General features: G+C 63.8%; 11 protein-coding genes. 6 read left to right on the top strand and 5 right to left on the bottom strand.

The window, feature by feature from the left end; translation table 11 throughout:
* Positions 1 to 6: 6 nt before the first annotated feature.
* Positions 7 to 492 carry an SH3 domain-containing protein gene (locus tag VWY60_RS14380; RefSeq protein WP_340547537.1) on the bottom strand — a complete coding sequence of 162 codons (486 nt, stop codon included), beginning with the start codon at positions 490 to 492 and terminating at the stop codon, positions 7 to 9.
* A 274-nt stretch (positions 493 to 766) separates the two neighbouring features.
* On the opposite strand from VWY60_RS14380, the gene VWY60_RS14375 reads away from it, so the two are divergent.
* The 4 genes from VWY60_RS14375 to VWY60_RS14360 all read left to right on the top strand — a co-directional run bounded on the left by VWY60_RS14375 (position 767) and on the right by VWY60_RS14360 (position 8,543).
* Positions 767 to 1,753 (top strand): 2-hydroxyacid dehydrogenase, encoded by a 987-nt coding sequence (locus VWY60_RS14375; protein ID WP_416540912.1) that lies wholly within the window; start codon positions 767 to 769, stop codon positions 1,751 to 1,753.
* A gap of 240 nt (positions 1,754 to 1,993) precedes the next feature.
* On the top strand, positions 1,994 to 3,796 hold the full coding sequence (ggt, locus tag VWY60_RS14370; protein WP_340547474.1) for a gamma-glutamyltransferase: 1,803 nt from the start codon (positions 1,994 to 1,996) through the stop codon (positions 3,794 to 3,796).
* A 193-nt stretch (positions 3,797 to 3,989) separates the two neighbouring features.
* Positions 3,990 to 5,393 carry an FAD-binding oxidoreductase gene (locus VWY60_RS14365; RefSeq protein ID WP_416540911.1) on the top strand — a complete coding sequence of 468 codons (1,404 nt, stop codon included), beginning with the start codon at positions 3,990 to 3,992 and terminating at the stop codon, positions 5,391 to 5,393.
* Between the two features lie 642 nt (positions 5,394 to 6,035).
* Positions 6,036 to 8,543: a GcvT family protein gene (locus VWY60_RS14360; RefSeq protein WP_416540910.1), complete on the top strand. Its 2,508-nt coding sequence runs from the start codon at positions 6,036 to 6,038 to the stop codon at positions 8,541 to 8,543.
* A 102-nt stretch (positions 8,544 to 8,645) separates the two neighbouring features.
* Here VWY60_RS14360 and VWY60_RS14355 read toward each other — a convergent pair whose 3' ends face one another.
* On the bottom strand, positions 8,646 to 9,833 hold the full coding sequence (locus VWY60_RS14355) for a diaminopropionate ammonia-lyase (RefSeq protein WP_416536573.1): 1,188 nt from the start codon (positions 9,831 to 9,833) through the stop codon (positions 8,646 to 8,648).
* Positions 9,834 to 9,934: 101 nt separating this feature from the next.
* On the opposite strand from VWY60_RS14355, the gene VWY60_RS14350 reads away from it, so the two are divergent.
* The gene (locus VWY60_RS14350; RefSeq protein WP_416537549.1) at positions 9,935 to 10,414 is read left to right on the top strand and encodes an Lrp/AsnC family transcriptional regulator; all 480 of its coding nucleotides are present in this window, start codon (positions 9,935 to 9,937) and stop codon (positions 10,412 to 10,414) included.
* Between the two features lie 50 nt (positions 10,415 to 10,464).
* On the opposite strand, the gene VWY60_RS14345 is transcribed toward VWY60_RS14350, so the two are convergent.
* The 3 genes from VWY60_RS14345 to VWY60_RS14335 are packed head-to-tail and all read right to left on the bottom strand — an operon-like array spanning position 10,465 to position 13,171.
* Positions 10,465 to 11,145 (bottom strand): DUF938 domain-containing protein, encoded by a 681-nt coding sequence (locus VWY60_RS14345; RefSeq protein ID WP_416537548.1) that lies wholly within the window; start codon positions 11,143 to 11,145, stop codon positions 10,465 to 10,467.
* Complete coding sequence (locus VWY60_RS14340; protein WP_416540909.1) at positions 11,145 to 12,221, bottom strand: NAD(P)/FAD-dependent oxidoreductase; 1,077 nt, start codon at positions 12,219 to 12,221, stop codon at positions 11,145 to 11,147. Before VWY60_RS14340 ends, VWY60_RS14345 begins: the two co-directional genes overlap by 1 nt.
* Complete coding sequence (locus tag VWY60_RS14335) at positions 12,218 to 13,171, bottom strand: aldo/keto reductase (protein WP_416540934.1); 954 nt, start codon at positions 13,169 to 13,171, stop codon at positions 12,218 to 12,220. Before VWY60_RS14335 ends, VWY60_RS14340 begins: the two co-directional genes overlap by 4 nt.
* Positions 13,172 to 13,312: 141 nt before the next feature.
* Between VWY60_RS14335 and VWY60_RS14330 the strand changes: the two genes are divergently transcribed.
* Positions 13,313 to 13,924, top strand: a complete 612-nt coding sequence (locus tag VWY60_RS14330) for a CDP-alcohol phosphatidyltransferase family protein (RefSeq protein ID WP_416536577.1) — start codon at positions 13,313 to 13,315, stop codon at positions 13,922 to 13,924.
* The last annotated feature ends 82 nt before the right edge of the window (positions 13,925 to 14,006 follow it).

Here is a 14,006-nt window from a genome sequence, read left to right as displayed (position 1 = left end):
GATGGCTCAGTCGCGCAGCTCATCCGGGGCCACCCCCCAGAGCTTTTCCTTGGGCGCCCAGCCGCGATAGCCACCGGCAGAGATTGAACACCAGCTGATGTCGCATTTGCCCAGCCGCGCCACCACACCCAGCTCAAAGGCGGCGGTCACAGGGGCGTTGGGGTCCGGGCGGGCATGGACCGTCAGCATGTCCTCTTCGATCAGCACGGTGCGTGACCCTGACAGCAGCGCATAATGAACCCAGCCGCCGGCCCCGTCGCGATCACGCACGCGGCGCCAGTGCCCGTATTCGGCGGTGATCTCCAGCGGCATCCCGCGCCGCTTGAACACCCAGTCGATCTTATGCGTCAGCGACGGACCCCGGCGTACGTTGCCCTCGGCAGCCTTCATCGACACGAACCGGGGCAGGGGCAGGTTGGTCACCGGCCCGCGTTCGTCACGGGCATGGCCGGGGGCAGGGGCCACCGCACCGGTCACGCCAATCAGGATCATGCCGACCACGGCCAGCCGGGACCGCAGATATGATGCCGAAATTTTCACTGCCTGCTCGCTTCTTATTGTCGCTGCCTGTTACCTGCCTGACCAATCCAAAAGCGCTGCGTTTTTTTGCCGACCTGCCCCTGATCTGATGTCCGGGTGCCGATCATCTGGAAAAAGAAAGCCGCGTCAGAGAGGCCGGAGGGCGGGATGGGTTCTTGTGCCTGCCCGCGTCCTGCGCCACGATGCCATGAGGCCAGAGAGATTGCAAAGCCGAGGGAGAGCAGCAGTGGCAAGAGAACGTCTGAGTGTTGTCGTTACGCGACGGTTGCCGGAGCCGGTCGAAACCCGGTTGAGCGAATTGTTCGATGTGCGTCTGCGCGAGGACGACACGCCGATGACCCGCGCCGAGCTGGCCACCGCGATGAAGGACGCCGATGTGCTGGTTCCAACCGTGACCGACACCATAGATGCCGCCTTGCTGGCGCAGGCCGGTGAGCGTCTGAAACTGATCGCCAACTATGGCGCGGGGGTCGATCACATTGATGTGTCCACTGCGCGCCAGCGGGGAGTACTGGTGTCCAACACGCCCGGCGTGCTGACCGATGATACCGCCGATATGGCAATGGCGCTGATCATGGCGGTGACCCGCCGAATCCCCGAAGGGCTTGCGATCATGCAGAAAGGCGACTGGCAGGGCTGGTCGCCCACCGCCCTGCTCGGCGGGCGGCTGGCCGGGCGGCGTCTGGGCATTCTGGGCATGGGCAGCATCGGGCAGGCGGTGGCCAAACGGGCCGCGGCCTTTGGTATGCAGGTCCATTACCACAACCGCCGACGCCTGCGCCCGGAGATCGAAGAGCGCTTTGAAGCCACCTATTGGGAGAGCCTCGATCAGATGGTGGCCCGCATGGACGTGCTGTCGATCAACTGCCCCTCGACGCCCTCGACCTTTCATCTGATGAACGCACGGCGGCTGAAACTGATGAAGCCCGATGCGGTGATCGTGAACACCTCGCGCGGGGAAGTGATCGACGAACACGCGCTGACCCGTATGTTGCGCTCCGGTGAAATCGCCGGCGCCGGTCTCGACGTCTATGAACATGGCACTGACATCAACCCGCGATTGCGCGAGTTGGAAAACGTCGTGCTGCTGCCGCATATGGGCTCCGCCACGCTTGAGGGACGTCTGGAGATGGGCGAGAAAGTTCTGCTGAATATCAAGACATTCGAGGACGGCCACCGACCACCAGATCAGGTTGTCCCCTCCATGCTATAGGGATCTCAGGAAGGAAATATGTCCATCTGCAACGATCGGGGTGGATCAACGTTCTTAATGAAGTTCAATTATTGGAATAGTGTTCCGGTTTATCTTTTTGATTCGGAACATCATCCCTATGTCAATATGTCGCGGACGCACAGGCGTCTGTGCGCCGATGGCGGTATCTCAGCATTGCCGGGTTGCTCTGTGAAATGCCAGCATGCGCAGAAGATCACCACAGACGAGAGGAGAGGGACGATGAAACGAACACTGATTGCAGGGGTTTGGATCACGACGTTGGGCGCTGCCCTGCCGCTTATGGCGCAGGAAGCGGCGGATGCCGTGGCGCCAGAGGGCGCGGCAGAAACCGCCGATGCCGGCTTTGCGGCCATCAGCGCCGATGTCGCCGCGGCCCTTGAGGCCAAATCCGCAGGCACCCCGGTCGAGTCCGAGAACTGGATGATTGCCGCTGCCAACCCCCATGCGGTGGCTGCCGGTGCCGAGGTGCTGCGCGCAGGCGGCACCGCTGCCGATGCCATGGTTGCGGTGCAGACCGTGCTGGGGCTGGTTGAGCCGCAATCCTCCGGTCTGGGCGGTGGCGCGTTCCTGGTCTGGTATGATGCGGCCAGCGGCGAGGTCACGACATTGGACGGGCGCGAAACCGCGCCACTGGCAGCGACGCCGACCCTGTTTCAGGACGACGCGGGCGAGCCGCTGAAATTCTACGATGCCGTGGTCGGGGGCCGGTCCGTGGGCACACCGGGCACGCCTGCCTTGCTGGAGGCGGCGCATCGTCGCTGGGGCCGTGCCGCCTGGCCGGGCCTGTTCACCGCCGCGATTGATCTGGCCGAAGAGGGCTTTGCCGTCTCCCCCCGGTTGGCCGGCCTGATCGAAAATGACGCCGACCGGCTGTCGCGCTGGTCGGATACCGCCGATTACTTCCTGCCCGGCGGCACGCCGCTGGCGGTGGGCAGCACGCTGAAGAACCCGGCCTATGCCGATACCCTGCGCCGCCTCGCGGATGAGGGCGCGCGCGGTTTCTACACCGGCCCGGTGGCCGAGGCGATCACCAATGCGGTGCGCAACGCCGAGGGCAACCCCGGCGTGCTGTCGGCGATGGATCTGGCACTCTATCAGGTAAAGGAGCGGCCCGCCGTCTGCGTCACCTACCGCGCGTTCGAAGCCTGCGGCATGGGGCCGCCGTCATCCGGGGCGCTGACCGTCGGGCAGATCCTCGGCATGTTGGGCAACTATGACCTGGCGGAACTGGGCGCCGACAACCCGCAGTCCTGGCGCCTGATCGGCGATGCCTCGCGCCTCGCCTTTGCCGATCGCGGCCGCTACATGGCCGACAGCGATTACGTGCCGGTGCCCACGCAGGGTCTGGTGGCGCCGGATTACCTCGCGACCCGCGCAACCCTGCTTGAGGGCGATGCCGCCCTGCCCGCGGTGAACGCAGGCGCGCCGGAGTTCGATCACGCGCTGCTGCTGGCCGATGATGAGTCGATTGAGCTGCCCTCGACCTCCCATATCTCCATCGTCGACCAGTATGGCAATGTTCTGTCGATGACCACGACCATTGAAAACGGCTTTGGCTCGCGGCTGATGGCGGCTGGGTTCCTGCTGAATAACGAGCTCACCGATTTCTCCTTCCGCACCCACAGCGACGGCGTGCCGATTGCCAACCGGCTGGAACCGGGCAAGCGCCCACGCTCCTCGATGGCGCCCACCATCGTGCTGAAGGACGGCAAGCCCGCTCTGGCCATCGGCTCCCCCGGCGGCAGCCGCATCATCGGCTATGTCGCCAAGACCATCGTCGCCTGGGCGGATTGGGGCATGGATGTGCAGCAGGCCGTGGCACTGCCCCATGCGGTGAACCGCTTTGGCACCTATGATGTCGAGGCCGGCACCAGCGCCGAGGAGATGGCCCAGCCGCTGATGGATATGGGGTTTGAGGTCAACGCCCGCGATCTGACCTCCGGCCTGCATGCCATCGAGATCGGTGACGGGCTGAAAGGCGGCGCAGATCCGCGCCGCGAAGGCATCGCGCTGGGGGGCTGATCGGCTCTCCGGGCCTCAGCTCAGGGCCGCACACTGCGCGCCCGCTCCGGACACCGGGGCGGGCGTTGTCTTTTGCGGATAATCCCGCACCTACCCTGTTCTGGGTATTGTCCGGGCCCGCGCGCCGACCTTAGGTTGACAGGTGACAGGTCCGGGCGTCAGCCCCGGCCGCTGAACGGGGGGAGACTGAACCATGGTGCAAGCCACAAGACTGCCGCGCAACGACGCCGGGATTGCCGCCGTCATTGACGCGTTGAAGGCGCGCTTTGGCACACAGCTGCAGACCGGGCAGGCGATCCGCGAACAGCACGGCCACACCACCACCTGGATCAGCAATCAGGCGCCGGATGCGGTCGTCTTTCCCACCTCCACCGCCGAGGTGGCCGAGATCGTAAAGATCTGCGCGGACCACGGCGTACCGGTTATCCCCTATGGCACCGGCACCTCACTTGAGGGCCATGTGAATGCCCCCGCCGGTGGCATCTGTATCGACATGATGCGGATGGATCAGATCCTTGCTGTCCATGCCGAGGATCTGGATGTGGTGGTGCAGCCCGGCGTCACCCGCGAACAGCTCAACACCTATCTGCGCGATCAGGGCCTGTTCTTTCCCATTGATCCCGGCGCCAATGCCTCGCTCGGCGGTATGGCCGCAACGCGCGCCTCGGGCACCAACGCAGTGCGCTATGGCACCATGAAGGACAATGTGCTGGCGCTTGAGGCGGTGATGGCCGACGGCGGGGTGATCCGCACCGCTCAGCGCGCCAGGAAATCCTCGGCCGGCTATGACATGACACGGCTTCTGGTTGGCTCCGAAGGCACGCTGGGTCTGATCACCGAACTCACCCTGCGTCTGCAGGGCATCCCGGAGGCGATCCGCTCGGCCCGCTGCGCCTTTCGCAGCGTCGATGATGCCTGTCGTGCGGTGATGATGACCATCCAATACGGCATTCCCGTCGCCCGCATCGAACTGCTGGATGCGCTCAGCGTGCAGGCGGCCAATGCCTATTCCGGCCTCGACCTGCCGGAAATGCCGCTGCTGTTGCTGGAATTCCACGGCTCCGAGGCCGGTGTGGTTGAGCAGAGCGACATGTTTGCCACCATCGCCGAGGAGTACGGCGGCTTTGACATCGCGGCCACCTCAACGGCGGAGGACCGCAGCAAGCTCTGGCAGGCGCGCCACGATATGTACTGGGCCTGCCTGCAGCTGCGCCCCGGTGCCAAGGGGATCTCCACCGATGTCTGCGTGCCAATCTCGAAACTGGCGGAATGTGTCGGCGCTGCGCGCTCAAAGGCCGAGGAGATGGGGCTTCTGGCACCGATGGTGGGCCATGTCGGCGACGGCAATTTCCACGCGCTGTTGCTGATAGATATGGACAGCGCAGAAGAACGCGAAAAAGCCGATGCCTATGTGGGCTGGCTCAATGAGCTGGCGATCTCGATGGAGGGCACCTGCACCGGCGAACATGGCATCGGACAGGGCAAACGCCCCTATCTGACGCAGGAACTGGGCGAGGCCACCCGCTATATGGCAGCGATCAAGGCGGCGCTGGACCCGGAAAATATCCTCAATCCCGGCAAGATACTGGAGATCTGAGGACCGCCCGCCGCCGCCACCGCGCCGGGCTGGCGGCGGAATTTGAGTATTTGGAGAAAGGTGACGGGATGGACCTCGCTCTGTCACCTTTCCTGAAATACTCACGGCGCTGCCCTCGCAGGGGCAGAAGTTGGCCCGTTGCGAAGCCGCCGCACGGTCGGCTTACCTTTGCTCAATGACGCAATGGCAGGATCTGAGCTGATCGCGATCACCGCCGGGCCTGACACCCCCGGCACCATGGAACAGGGCCCATTGGCATGGGCACGCACAGACGACGTTTTGCGTGCGGGGCAGAGTGCTCCGTCCCGCCTCCGCTTCTGGCGGCGCCGCCACTTGTTATTGCTCTTTGTTCTGGCCGGATATCACCACCGACCAAACAGCCGCAGCAGAGAACAAGAAAAGGACACTCCGGCAGGGCAATGCCCCGACCGGACCATATCCATGCGCATCGCGGCCTGTGCAAACCCATGCGGCAAATCGCGGCCATGACCGCGAAAACCGACAGGGGGTGGGCAGAAACCTGCATTCAGGGCGATGCTAGGTCGGTTTTGTTATGTTTTGGGTCGGATGGATTTGGCGCGGAATTTGCAGGCGGGGCATAACTCCGTGCAAACGAGTCATCATTTTCCGGAGAGCGGGCCCATGAAAACCCAAGTCAAAGCATTGGTCGTCGGCGGTGGTGCCGTCGGGACATCCATTGCCTATCACCTCGCCAAGGCAGGCTGGGACGATGTCATGCTGATCGAGCGGGATGAGCTGACCTCCGGCTCGACCTGGCACGCAGCCGGCCTGCTGCCGCTGTTCAACATGTCCTATGCGACCACTCACATCCACAAGTACTCGGTCGATTTCTACAAGACCCTGGAAGAGGAAACCGGCCTGAACGCAGGTTTCGCCGTGGTGGGCAACCTGCGCATGGCGCAGACCCAGGAGCGCATGGACGAATACATGCTCTATGCCTCTACCGCAGAGACCTGTGACGTGGCCTATGAGTGGCTGACCCCGGATCAGATCAAGGAGCGCTGGCCGCTGATCGAGACCGGCGACCTGAAAGGCGCGATCTACCACACCGAAGACGGCTACATTAACCCGGCAGACGTGACCCAGGCGATGGCCAAGGGCGCCCGTCAGCGCGGCGTTGAGATCCACCGCAAGCTGCAGGCCGATGCCTTCCACTGGACCGGCACCCACTGGGAAGTCACCTGCACCAAGATGATCGAAAAAGGCGGCAACCTGGTGGAGAGCGACGAGCAGGTCGTGATCACCGCCGAGCATGTCGTGACTGCCTCCGGCAACCACGCGCAGCGCACCGCCAAGATGCTGGGCATCAAGATGCCTGCGATCCCGGTCGAACACACCTTCATCGTCATGGACAAGGACCCCGAGCTGGTCAAATGGCGCGAAGCCGGCAACCCCGAGCACCCGGTGATCCGCGACGCCGACAATGAATCCTACGCCCGCGAAGAGCGCGGCGGCTGGATCCTCGGCATCTACGAGCACGGCGCGCCCGCGCGCTTTGAGCATGGCGTGCCCGACAGCTTCCGCGCCGACCTGTTCCCGCTGGATCTGGACCGGATTGCCGACCAGTATATGGCGATGGCGGAACGCGTGCCCTCCTGCGCCGAGAGCGGCCTGAAGGACGATTTCAACGGCCCGATCTGCTACACCCCCGACGGCAACCCGCTGGTTGGTCCGGCACCGGGCCTGCGCAACATGTGGCTGGCGGAAGGCTTCTCCTTCGGCATCACCGCCGCAGGCGGCACCGGCTACTACCTGGCGCAGATGATGGTGGATGGCGAAGCCGAGATCGACATGGCGTCGCTCGACCCGAAACGCTACTCCTCCAACTGGATGACCACCGAGTTCGCCGCGCGCAAGAACGAAGAGTGCTATGAGCACGTCTACATCCTGCACCACCCGGATGAAGAGCGCCCGGCAGCCCGCCCGCTGCGCACCGCGCCCGCATATGAGCGCCAGAAAGCGCGCGGCGCACAGTTCGGCTGGGTCAACGGCTGGGAACGCCCGAACTACTTCGGTCCGCTGGACGCACCCGACAATTTCGACGAGGAAAGCCGCTCTTTCCGTCGTGGCAAATGGTGGCAGCACGCTGTGGACGAAGCCAAGGCCATCCGCGAAGGCGTTGGTCTGGTGGATGCAACCGCCTTTACCAAGCATGTCGTCAAAGGCCCCGGTGCGACCCAGTTCCTCGACTGGTTCACCTGCAACAAGCTGCCGAAGATCGGCCGCATCAACCTGACCTATGCGCTGACAGCTTTCGGCACCACCCGCACCGAATACACCATCGTGCGCAACGGCGAGAACAACTACTATCTGGTCTCCGCCGGTGCTTGGTCCGAATATGACGCCGACTTCCTGCGCAAGGCGGCTGAGGACAAGATGGAGGAGTTCGGCTACATCGAGATCCAGGACGTGACCACCCAGTGGGGCGTCTTCGCCATCGCAGGCCCCAAGTCGCGCGATGTGCTGAAAGAGGTGATCGTCGACGCCGATCCGGAAACCGCGCTCTCCAACAAGCGCTTCCCCTGGCTGTCGGCCCGTCAGATCGAACTGGGCATGTGTCCGGTGAATGCGATCCGCGTGGCCTACACCGGTGAGCTGGGCTGGGAGCTGCATCATCCGATCGAGATGCAGAACTACCTGTTCGACATCTTGGAGAAGGCGGGCGAGAAGCACGGCATGAAGCTGGTCGGTGCCCGCGCCCAGAACTGGCTGCGGCAGGAAAAATCCTACCGTGCCTTCGGCAACGAACTGGGCCGCGACGCGACCCCGCTGGAAGCCGACCTGCCGCGCTTTGTCGATCTGGAGAAGGACTTCCACGGCAAGGACAAGCTGGTCGAGACCGGCGTCCGCGTGAAATGCTGCACCCTGCTGATCGACGGGCCGGAAGATGCCGATCCCTGGGGCCGTGAGGCACTTTATGCTGAAGACGGCACCCGTGTGGGCCGCCTGACCTCCGGCGGCTACTCGGTGGCCTTCGAGAAATCCATCGGCATGGGCTACGTAAAGCCTGAGCACGCGGTGGAAGGCACCAAGCTGAAGGTGAAGATCCAGGACAAGCTTTGGGATGCGGTTGTCACCTGCGACAGCCCCTACGATCCAAAGAACGAAACCATCCGCATGAATGGATAAGGCCTGACGGAAGAGATGAGAAAGCCCCGGCCATTGTGCCGGGGCTTTTTTCCATGTGTACCGGACCCAACAGCGCGATCCTGACAGGGCTGACAAACCCCGTCAGATACGTCCCTCCATGATCGCCTTGACCACAGTTGGATCGGTGACTCCTTCGGAGCCGATGATCACAACACGTGACGCAGCATCCAGCTTCAGCTCATCACGCAGGTCGTGGTCCAGCGCACCGCACATCAACCCGATAAGACCGGCAACCGCGCTTTCGCCGGCGTCGATGCCGGGATCGCCACATGCTCCACCTGCGAGCAATCGGACGGCTGGGGCGACCAGGCTTTCGGGAATGGTCATGAAACTATCGACGGACTCGCCCAGAACCTCCCAGGCAATCTGCGAAGGCTCGCCGCAGGACAATCCTGCCATCAGCGTTTCCGAGGTGATCGCAACAGCGGTCGCCGCATTGGCCTTGCCGCTGGCAAACAGACAGGGCGCCAGTTCCGGCTCGACAATGATGCTGCGTGGAGCGGCATTGCCCCATTCCTGATGGAAAACCGCAATCACCGATGCAGCCAGCCCGCCAACGCCGCCCTGAAGGAACACATGGGTTGGCGGTTCAGGCAGGTCTCTCACGATTTCCCGCGCCATCACACCGTAGCCGGCCATGACATCCAGCGGTGGCTGCCTATAACCGGGCCAAGAGGTGTCCGACACAATTTTCCAGCCGTGTTTCTCGGCATCAATACGGGTCTGCGCAACCGTTGCATCATAGTCGCCATCGACGCGAATAACCTCGGCTCCCAGCGCCTGCATCGCTTCGGCGCGAAAGGGGCTCACTTCGGCATGGATGTAAATTCGGCACGTCGCGCCAAACCGCTGCGCGCCCCAGGCCACCGACCGGCCGTGATTGCCATCGGTTGCCGAAATCACGGTGATCTCCGAAATCTGATCTGCGAAACTGCCGCTGTGCAGGTCTTCGACGGTGATGGCCCGGCCCGTGGTCTCTGACAGCTCGCGCTGAAGCACGCGCAGAACAGCATAGGCCCCACCCAAGGCTTTGAAGCTGCCCAGACCGAACCTCGGTCCTTCGTGTTTGTAGTGGATCGCCTGAATGCCCAGCCTGTCCGCAAGGCTGGTCAAATTTGGCATCGGGGTCGGCTGGTAGCCGTCCCAGGTGCCGATTTCGCGGGCAGCCTCGTCAAATCCGCGACGAGGCAGAGCGTCCTGTACCTTCGGCCCCAACCTTGGTTGGGTGGTAAAGACATCTGGTTTGGTGGTTCTGAATATGTCTAGCATCATACGATCCTTTTTTGCGCCTGCGCAAAAATACGTCGCTTTACATGGGTTATGGCTTCGGAATCATGGACCGCCGTGCAAAAATTGCGCACAGGTATGGCATGGGAAAAGAAAATTTATCACAGGGGCTGGATTCCTATGATCTGGCGATCCTGCGGATCCTGCAACAGGACTGCACCAAGCCACAGCGTCAGATCGGCGAGATGGTCAATCTGTCGACCGCATCGGTCCAGCGGCGTATCCGGCGCATGGAGGTGGATGGCGTGATTTCGACCCAGGCCGCCCAGATCGAGCCGAAGACGGTCGGCCTGCCGCTGACCATTCTTGTGGAGGTCGAACTGAGGGCCGAGACAGCGGGCCGGATCGACGATATCAAGCGCAGCTTCCAAGACGCTCCGGAAATCCAGCAATGCTACTATGTCACCGGCGAAGTGGATTTCATCCTTGTGGTGATCGTTGGGGACATGTCGGAATATGAAGCGCTGACGCAACGGCTGTTTTTTCCGAATGACAATATTCGGAAGTTCCGCACCTTTGTCACTATGGACCGCACCAAGTCGACGATGCAGCTGAATATCTGACCGGTGCCTGACGTGGCGCAGGGCCGACGCGGTCACCTATGTGCCAGCTCTCACCTCGATTGACGTATCGCCACCAGCGCCAGATTGTTGGCGGGCATCTCGATCACCTGGCGCATCTCCAGCCCGCTGTCTTGCAGCCAGTCCATCACATCGAAATCATCCTTGTAACCGACCTCCGGGTCATGGGCGGTCAGCTTGGCGTGAAAGCTGCGGTCGCCCTCGCTGGTCAGCTCACCGCCGCGCATGAACGGGCCGTAGATCAGGAAGTGCCCGCCCGCCGCCAGATGGCGCGCGGCCTCGCGGATCAGGGTCTGGGCCTCGGGCGTGCTGATCAGATGCAGCAGATTGCACAGCACGATCAGATCAAAGCGGCCCAGCCCGTCGGGCCAGGGGGCTTCGGTGGCATCGAGCTGGATCGCCGTCGCGATATTGCGACAGCCGCTGTCACCGGTATAGGCATTGATGCTGGTCAGGCGCGCCGGGTTCACATCGCTGGGCTGCCAGTCCAGATGCGCGCAGCGGCCGGCAAAGCCGACCACATGCTGCCCGGTGCCGCTGGCAATTTCCAGCGCGCGGGGGCGAGGGCCATCCGCACCGTCGGGTTGCGGGGCAATCCGGGCCAGAAGATCCGCGATCGGCTCCAGATTGCGCGCCGCCGACGGGGCAAAGAGTTTTGCCCCTGCATCCGGCAGCGTGACGGAGGCCTCTCCGGGCACCGTGCGCACAACCATCAGCGCAGCCTTTCCGGGCTGAGCGCGGCCACGTTCGTGGCGTCGATGTCCGGTGTCTGCCCGGTGACCAGATCGGCAATCAGCCGCCCGGCGGCGGGGGAACTCTGCACGCCATAGCCGCCCTGACCTGCACACCAGACAAAACTGGCCACCGCCGGATCCGGCCCCAGCACCGGCACGCCATCGGCTACAAAACTGCGCAGGCCGGCCCAGTTGTGCTCAACTCGGGTGACCGGGGTTGTCACCATCTCCTCATAGCGGGCCAGCCCCTCGGCAAGCACCATGTCATCGGCATAGGCATCCTGCGGCGGCACCGGATCGGCGTCAGCGGGCGAGACCAGCAGCTTGCCGGCATCGGGTTTGGCATACCAGCTCTCACCGACGCCCATGATCATTGGCCAGGTGGTGACATCGTGGCCACCGGGCGCGGGCAGCCGCGCCATGGAGCGGCGTTTGGGTTGCAATCCGATGGGCGCGATCCCGGCCATCTGCGCCAGCTCATCCGCCCAGGCCCCGGCCGCATTGATAATCGTTGTGGCGGTGATCACATCGTCACCGCAGCTCACCTGCCAGCCCGCGGTGCTGCGGTCCAGACCGGTGACAGCGGCACGGGTGCGGATGTCACCCCCATGGGCGCGCAGCTCTCTGGCAAAGCCCTGCAACAACAGGTCCGCATCCAGATCCTGCGCCGCATCATGGCTGGCCGCAAATTTGACCTGCTCGGGATCAAGCACCGGCACCATCTGGCAGGCCGCCGCAACCGAAATCGGCGTCAGATCCAGCTCGGCGCAATCGGCCTCGAAACGCGCGGCCTGATCGGCGCGCCCGACCAGCAGCAGCCCGCGCGGGCTGAGACAGCCATGGGTGCGGTGGTGGGCCTCACTGGCCCGGCTCAGCGCCTGTACCGGCGCGGGGCCGTAATTGGCCTCAAACATCGCCGCAGAGCGCCCGGAGGAGTGATAGCCAAGCGCCTCTTCCCGCTCCAGCACCAGAACACGCCCCCGTGGCGCAAGGGCGGCGGCGGCGCTCAGACCGGCAAGCCCGCCGCCGATGATCAGATAGTCGACCGTTGTCATTGCTGTTCCTCCAGCCGGTCTGTTGCGGGCGCCGGACGCGGTGACAGCGCCGACATGCGGGCGTAGAGGTCCGGCGTCATCTCGATCTCCAGCGCCGCCAGCGAGGGGCGCAGCTGTGCGAGTGACCGGGCCGAGATAATGGGAGTCACATTGCGCCCATAGGCGGCGGCCCAGGCCACGGCGAGGCTGGCCGGATCAACCTCCAGTTCGGCGGCAAGATCGGCCAGGGCACGGGCGCTCTCCTGCATCCAGGGCTGACCATAGCGTTCGGCGTAACGCGGATCCTCGTCCAGCCGCCCCCGGCTGTGACCCGCCTGCTGGGCACTGCTGTATTTGCCCGTCAGCATCCCGCCGCCCAGTGGCGAATAGGGGGCCACATGCAGGCCCTGATCAGCGCACATCGGCAGGATCTCCACCTCGACCTGACGCTTCAGCAGCGAATACATCGGTTGCAGTATGGCGGGCCTCAGGTCGAATTCCTGCCCGATCATGATCGCCTTCATCACCTGCCAGGCGGCAAAGTTCGACAGCCCCAGATAGCGGATCTGCCCGGCGTCGCGCAGCTCGGCCAGGCAGGCAAGGGTCTCGCGCAGGTCCGTCTCTTCGTCGTAGCGGTGCAGGTAGAGGATATCGACCATGTCCTGCCCCAGACGCGCGCGCGACTGATCGAGCTGGCGCCGGATATTGTCAGGGCCGGCGCCGCCGGAATAGGCGACCTTGGTGGCGATCAGCAGGCTGTCACGGTCTTCCCGGATCAGCTGGCCCAGCAGCGCCTCGCTACGGCCCTCGGTATAGACCCAGGCGGTGTCGAAATGGGTCACCCCCGCAGCGCGGCAGGCCTGGTACATTTCGGCCGACTGGGCAGCATCGGCGCGGCCGCCAAATTGCATGGTGCCAAAGGCAAGGGGGCTTGCGGGGGTGCCGTCGAGGCTGATCAGTTCGGTGCTCATGCGGCGGAGGGTGGCACGCATCTGCGGCAATCAAAAGCGCAAAATATCGGCGCGGGGCATAAAGAGATCTGCGCGAGACACCGGCTCTGCCCTATCATAATCGTGAGTGGCAAAGCCCCGGTGCGCAGGGTAGGGGAGAGTATGTTCGATTCAAAAATCCGCCCGCTGATCGACCCGATGCTGAATGCCCAGGGGCAGGTCATCGCGCGCGCGGGCATCAGTGCCAATCAGGTGACGCTTCTTGGGCTGGCGCTGGGGCTGCTGGCGGCCGGGATGATCGCCTGTTCGCTCTTTGCGCTGGCGCTGCTGCCGCTGCTTCTGTCGCGGCTGGCCGATGGTCTGGACGGCGCGGTGGCACGCGCCAGCGAGCCAAGCGATTTTGGCGGCTATCTCGATATCACCTGCGATTTCCTGTTCTACGGTGCGGTCCCCCTTGCTTTTGTGCTGGCGGATCCTGCGCAGAATGGCGTGGCCGGGGCGTTCTTGCTGATGACCTTCTATGTGAATGGCACCAGTTTCCTCGGCTATGCGGTGCTGGCGGAGAAACACAAGATGACAAGCACGGCGCGCGGGGTCAAAACGCTTTATTTCACCGGCGGTCTGCTGGAGGGGGCGGAGACGATCGGTTTTTTCGTGCTCTTGTGCCTGCTGCCTGCGTGGTTTGCACCGATGGCCTGGGTGTTTGGCGCGCTCTGTCTGGTGACCGCCACCTCCCGCGTGCTCCTGGCGCTGCGGGTGTTTCGCCGCGACTGAGGGGCAGCGCCGCTGCCGGGGCGGTTTGAGTATTTATGGAAAGATGACGGGCAGGGCCGCGCGCGCTTTGAGGTTCGGCCCA

Source organism: Phaeobacter sp. JH20_26 (genome assembly GCF_048056275.1).
GTDB lineage: Bacteria > Pseudomonadota > Alphaproteobacteria > Rhodobacterales > Rhodobacteraceae > Phaeobacter > Phaeobacter bryozoorum.
This window is presented reverse-complemented; position numbering and strand designations above follow the sequence as displayed.

Excerpts from the sequence above, each read along its gene's own strand:
- VWY60_RS14380 (WP_340547537.1), bottom strand. The coding sequence starts at position 492 with ATGATCCTGATTGGCGTGACCGGTGCGGTGGCCCCTGCCCCCGGCCAT.
- ggt (WP_340547474.1), top strand. The coding sequence starts at position 1,994 with ATGAAACGAACACTGATTGCAGGGGTTTGGATCACGACGTTGGGCGCT.
- VWY60_RS14365 (WP_416540911.1), top strand. The coding sequence starts at position 3,990 with ATGGTGCAAGCCACAAGACTGCCGCGCAACGACGCCGGGATTGCCGCC.
- VWY60_RS14360 (WP_416540910.1), top strand. The coding sequence starts at position 6,036 with ATGAAAACCCAAGTCAAAGCATTGGTCGTCGGCGGTGGTGCCGTCGGG.
- VWY60_RS14355 (WP_416536573.1), bottom strand. The coding sequence starts at position 9,833 with ATGCTAGACATATTCAGAACCACCAAACCAGATGTCTTTACCACCCAA.
- VWY60_RS14350 (WP_416537549.1), top strand. The coding sequence starts at position 9,935 with ATGGGAAAAGAAAATTTATCACAGGGGCTGGATTCCTATGATCTGGCG.
- VWY60_RS14345 (WP_416537548.1), bottom strand. The coding sequence starts at position 11,145 with ATGGTTGTGCGCACGGTGCCCGGAGAGGCCTCCGTCACGCTGCCGGAT.
- VWY60_RS14340 (WP_416540909.1), bottom strand. The coding sequence starts at position 12,221 with ATGACAACGGTCGACTATCTGATCATCGGCGGCGGGCTTGCCGGTCTG.
- VWY60_RS14335 (WP_416540934.1), bottom strand. The coding sequence starts at position 13,171 with ATGAGCACCGAACTGATCAGCCTCGACGGCACCCCCGCAAGCCCCCTT.
- VWY60_RS14330 (WP_416536577.1), top strand. The coding sequence starts at position 13,313 with ATGTTCGATTCAAAAATCCGCCCGCTGATCGACCCGATGCTGAATGCC.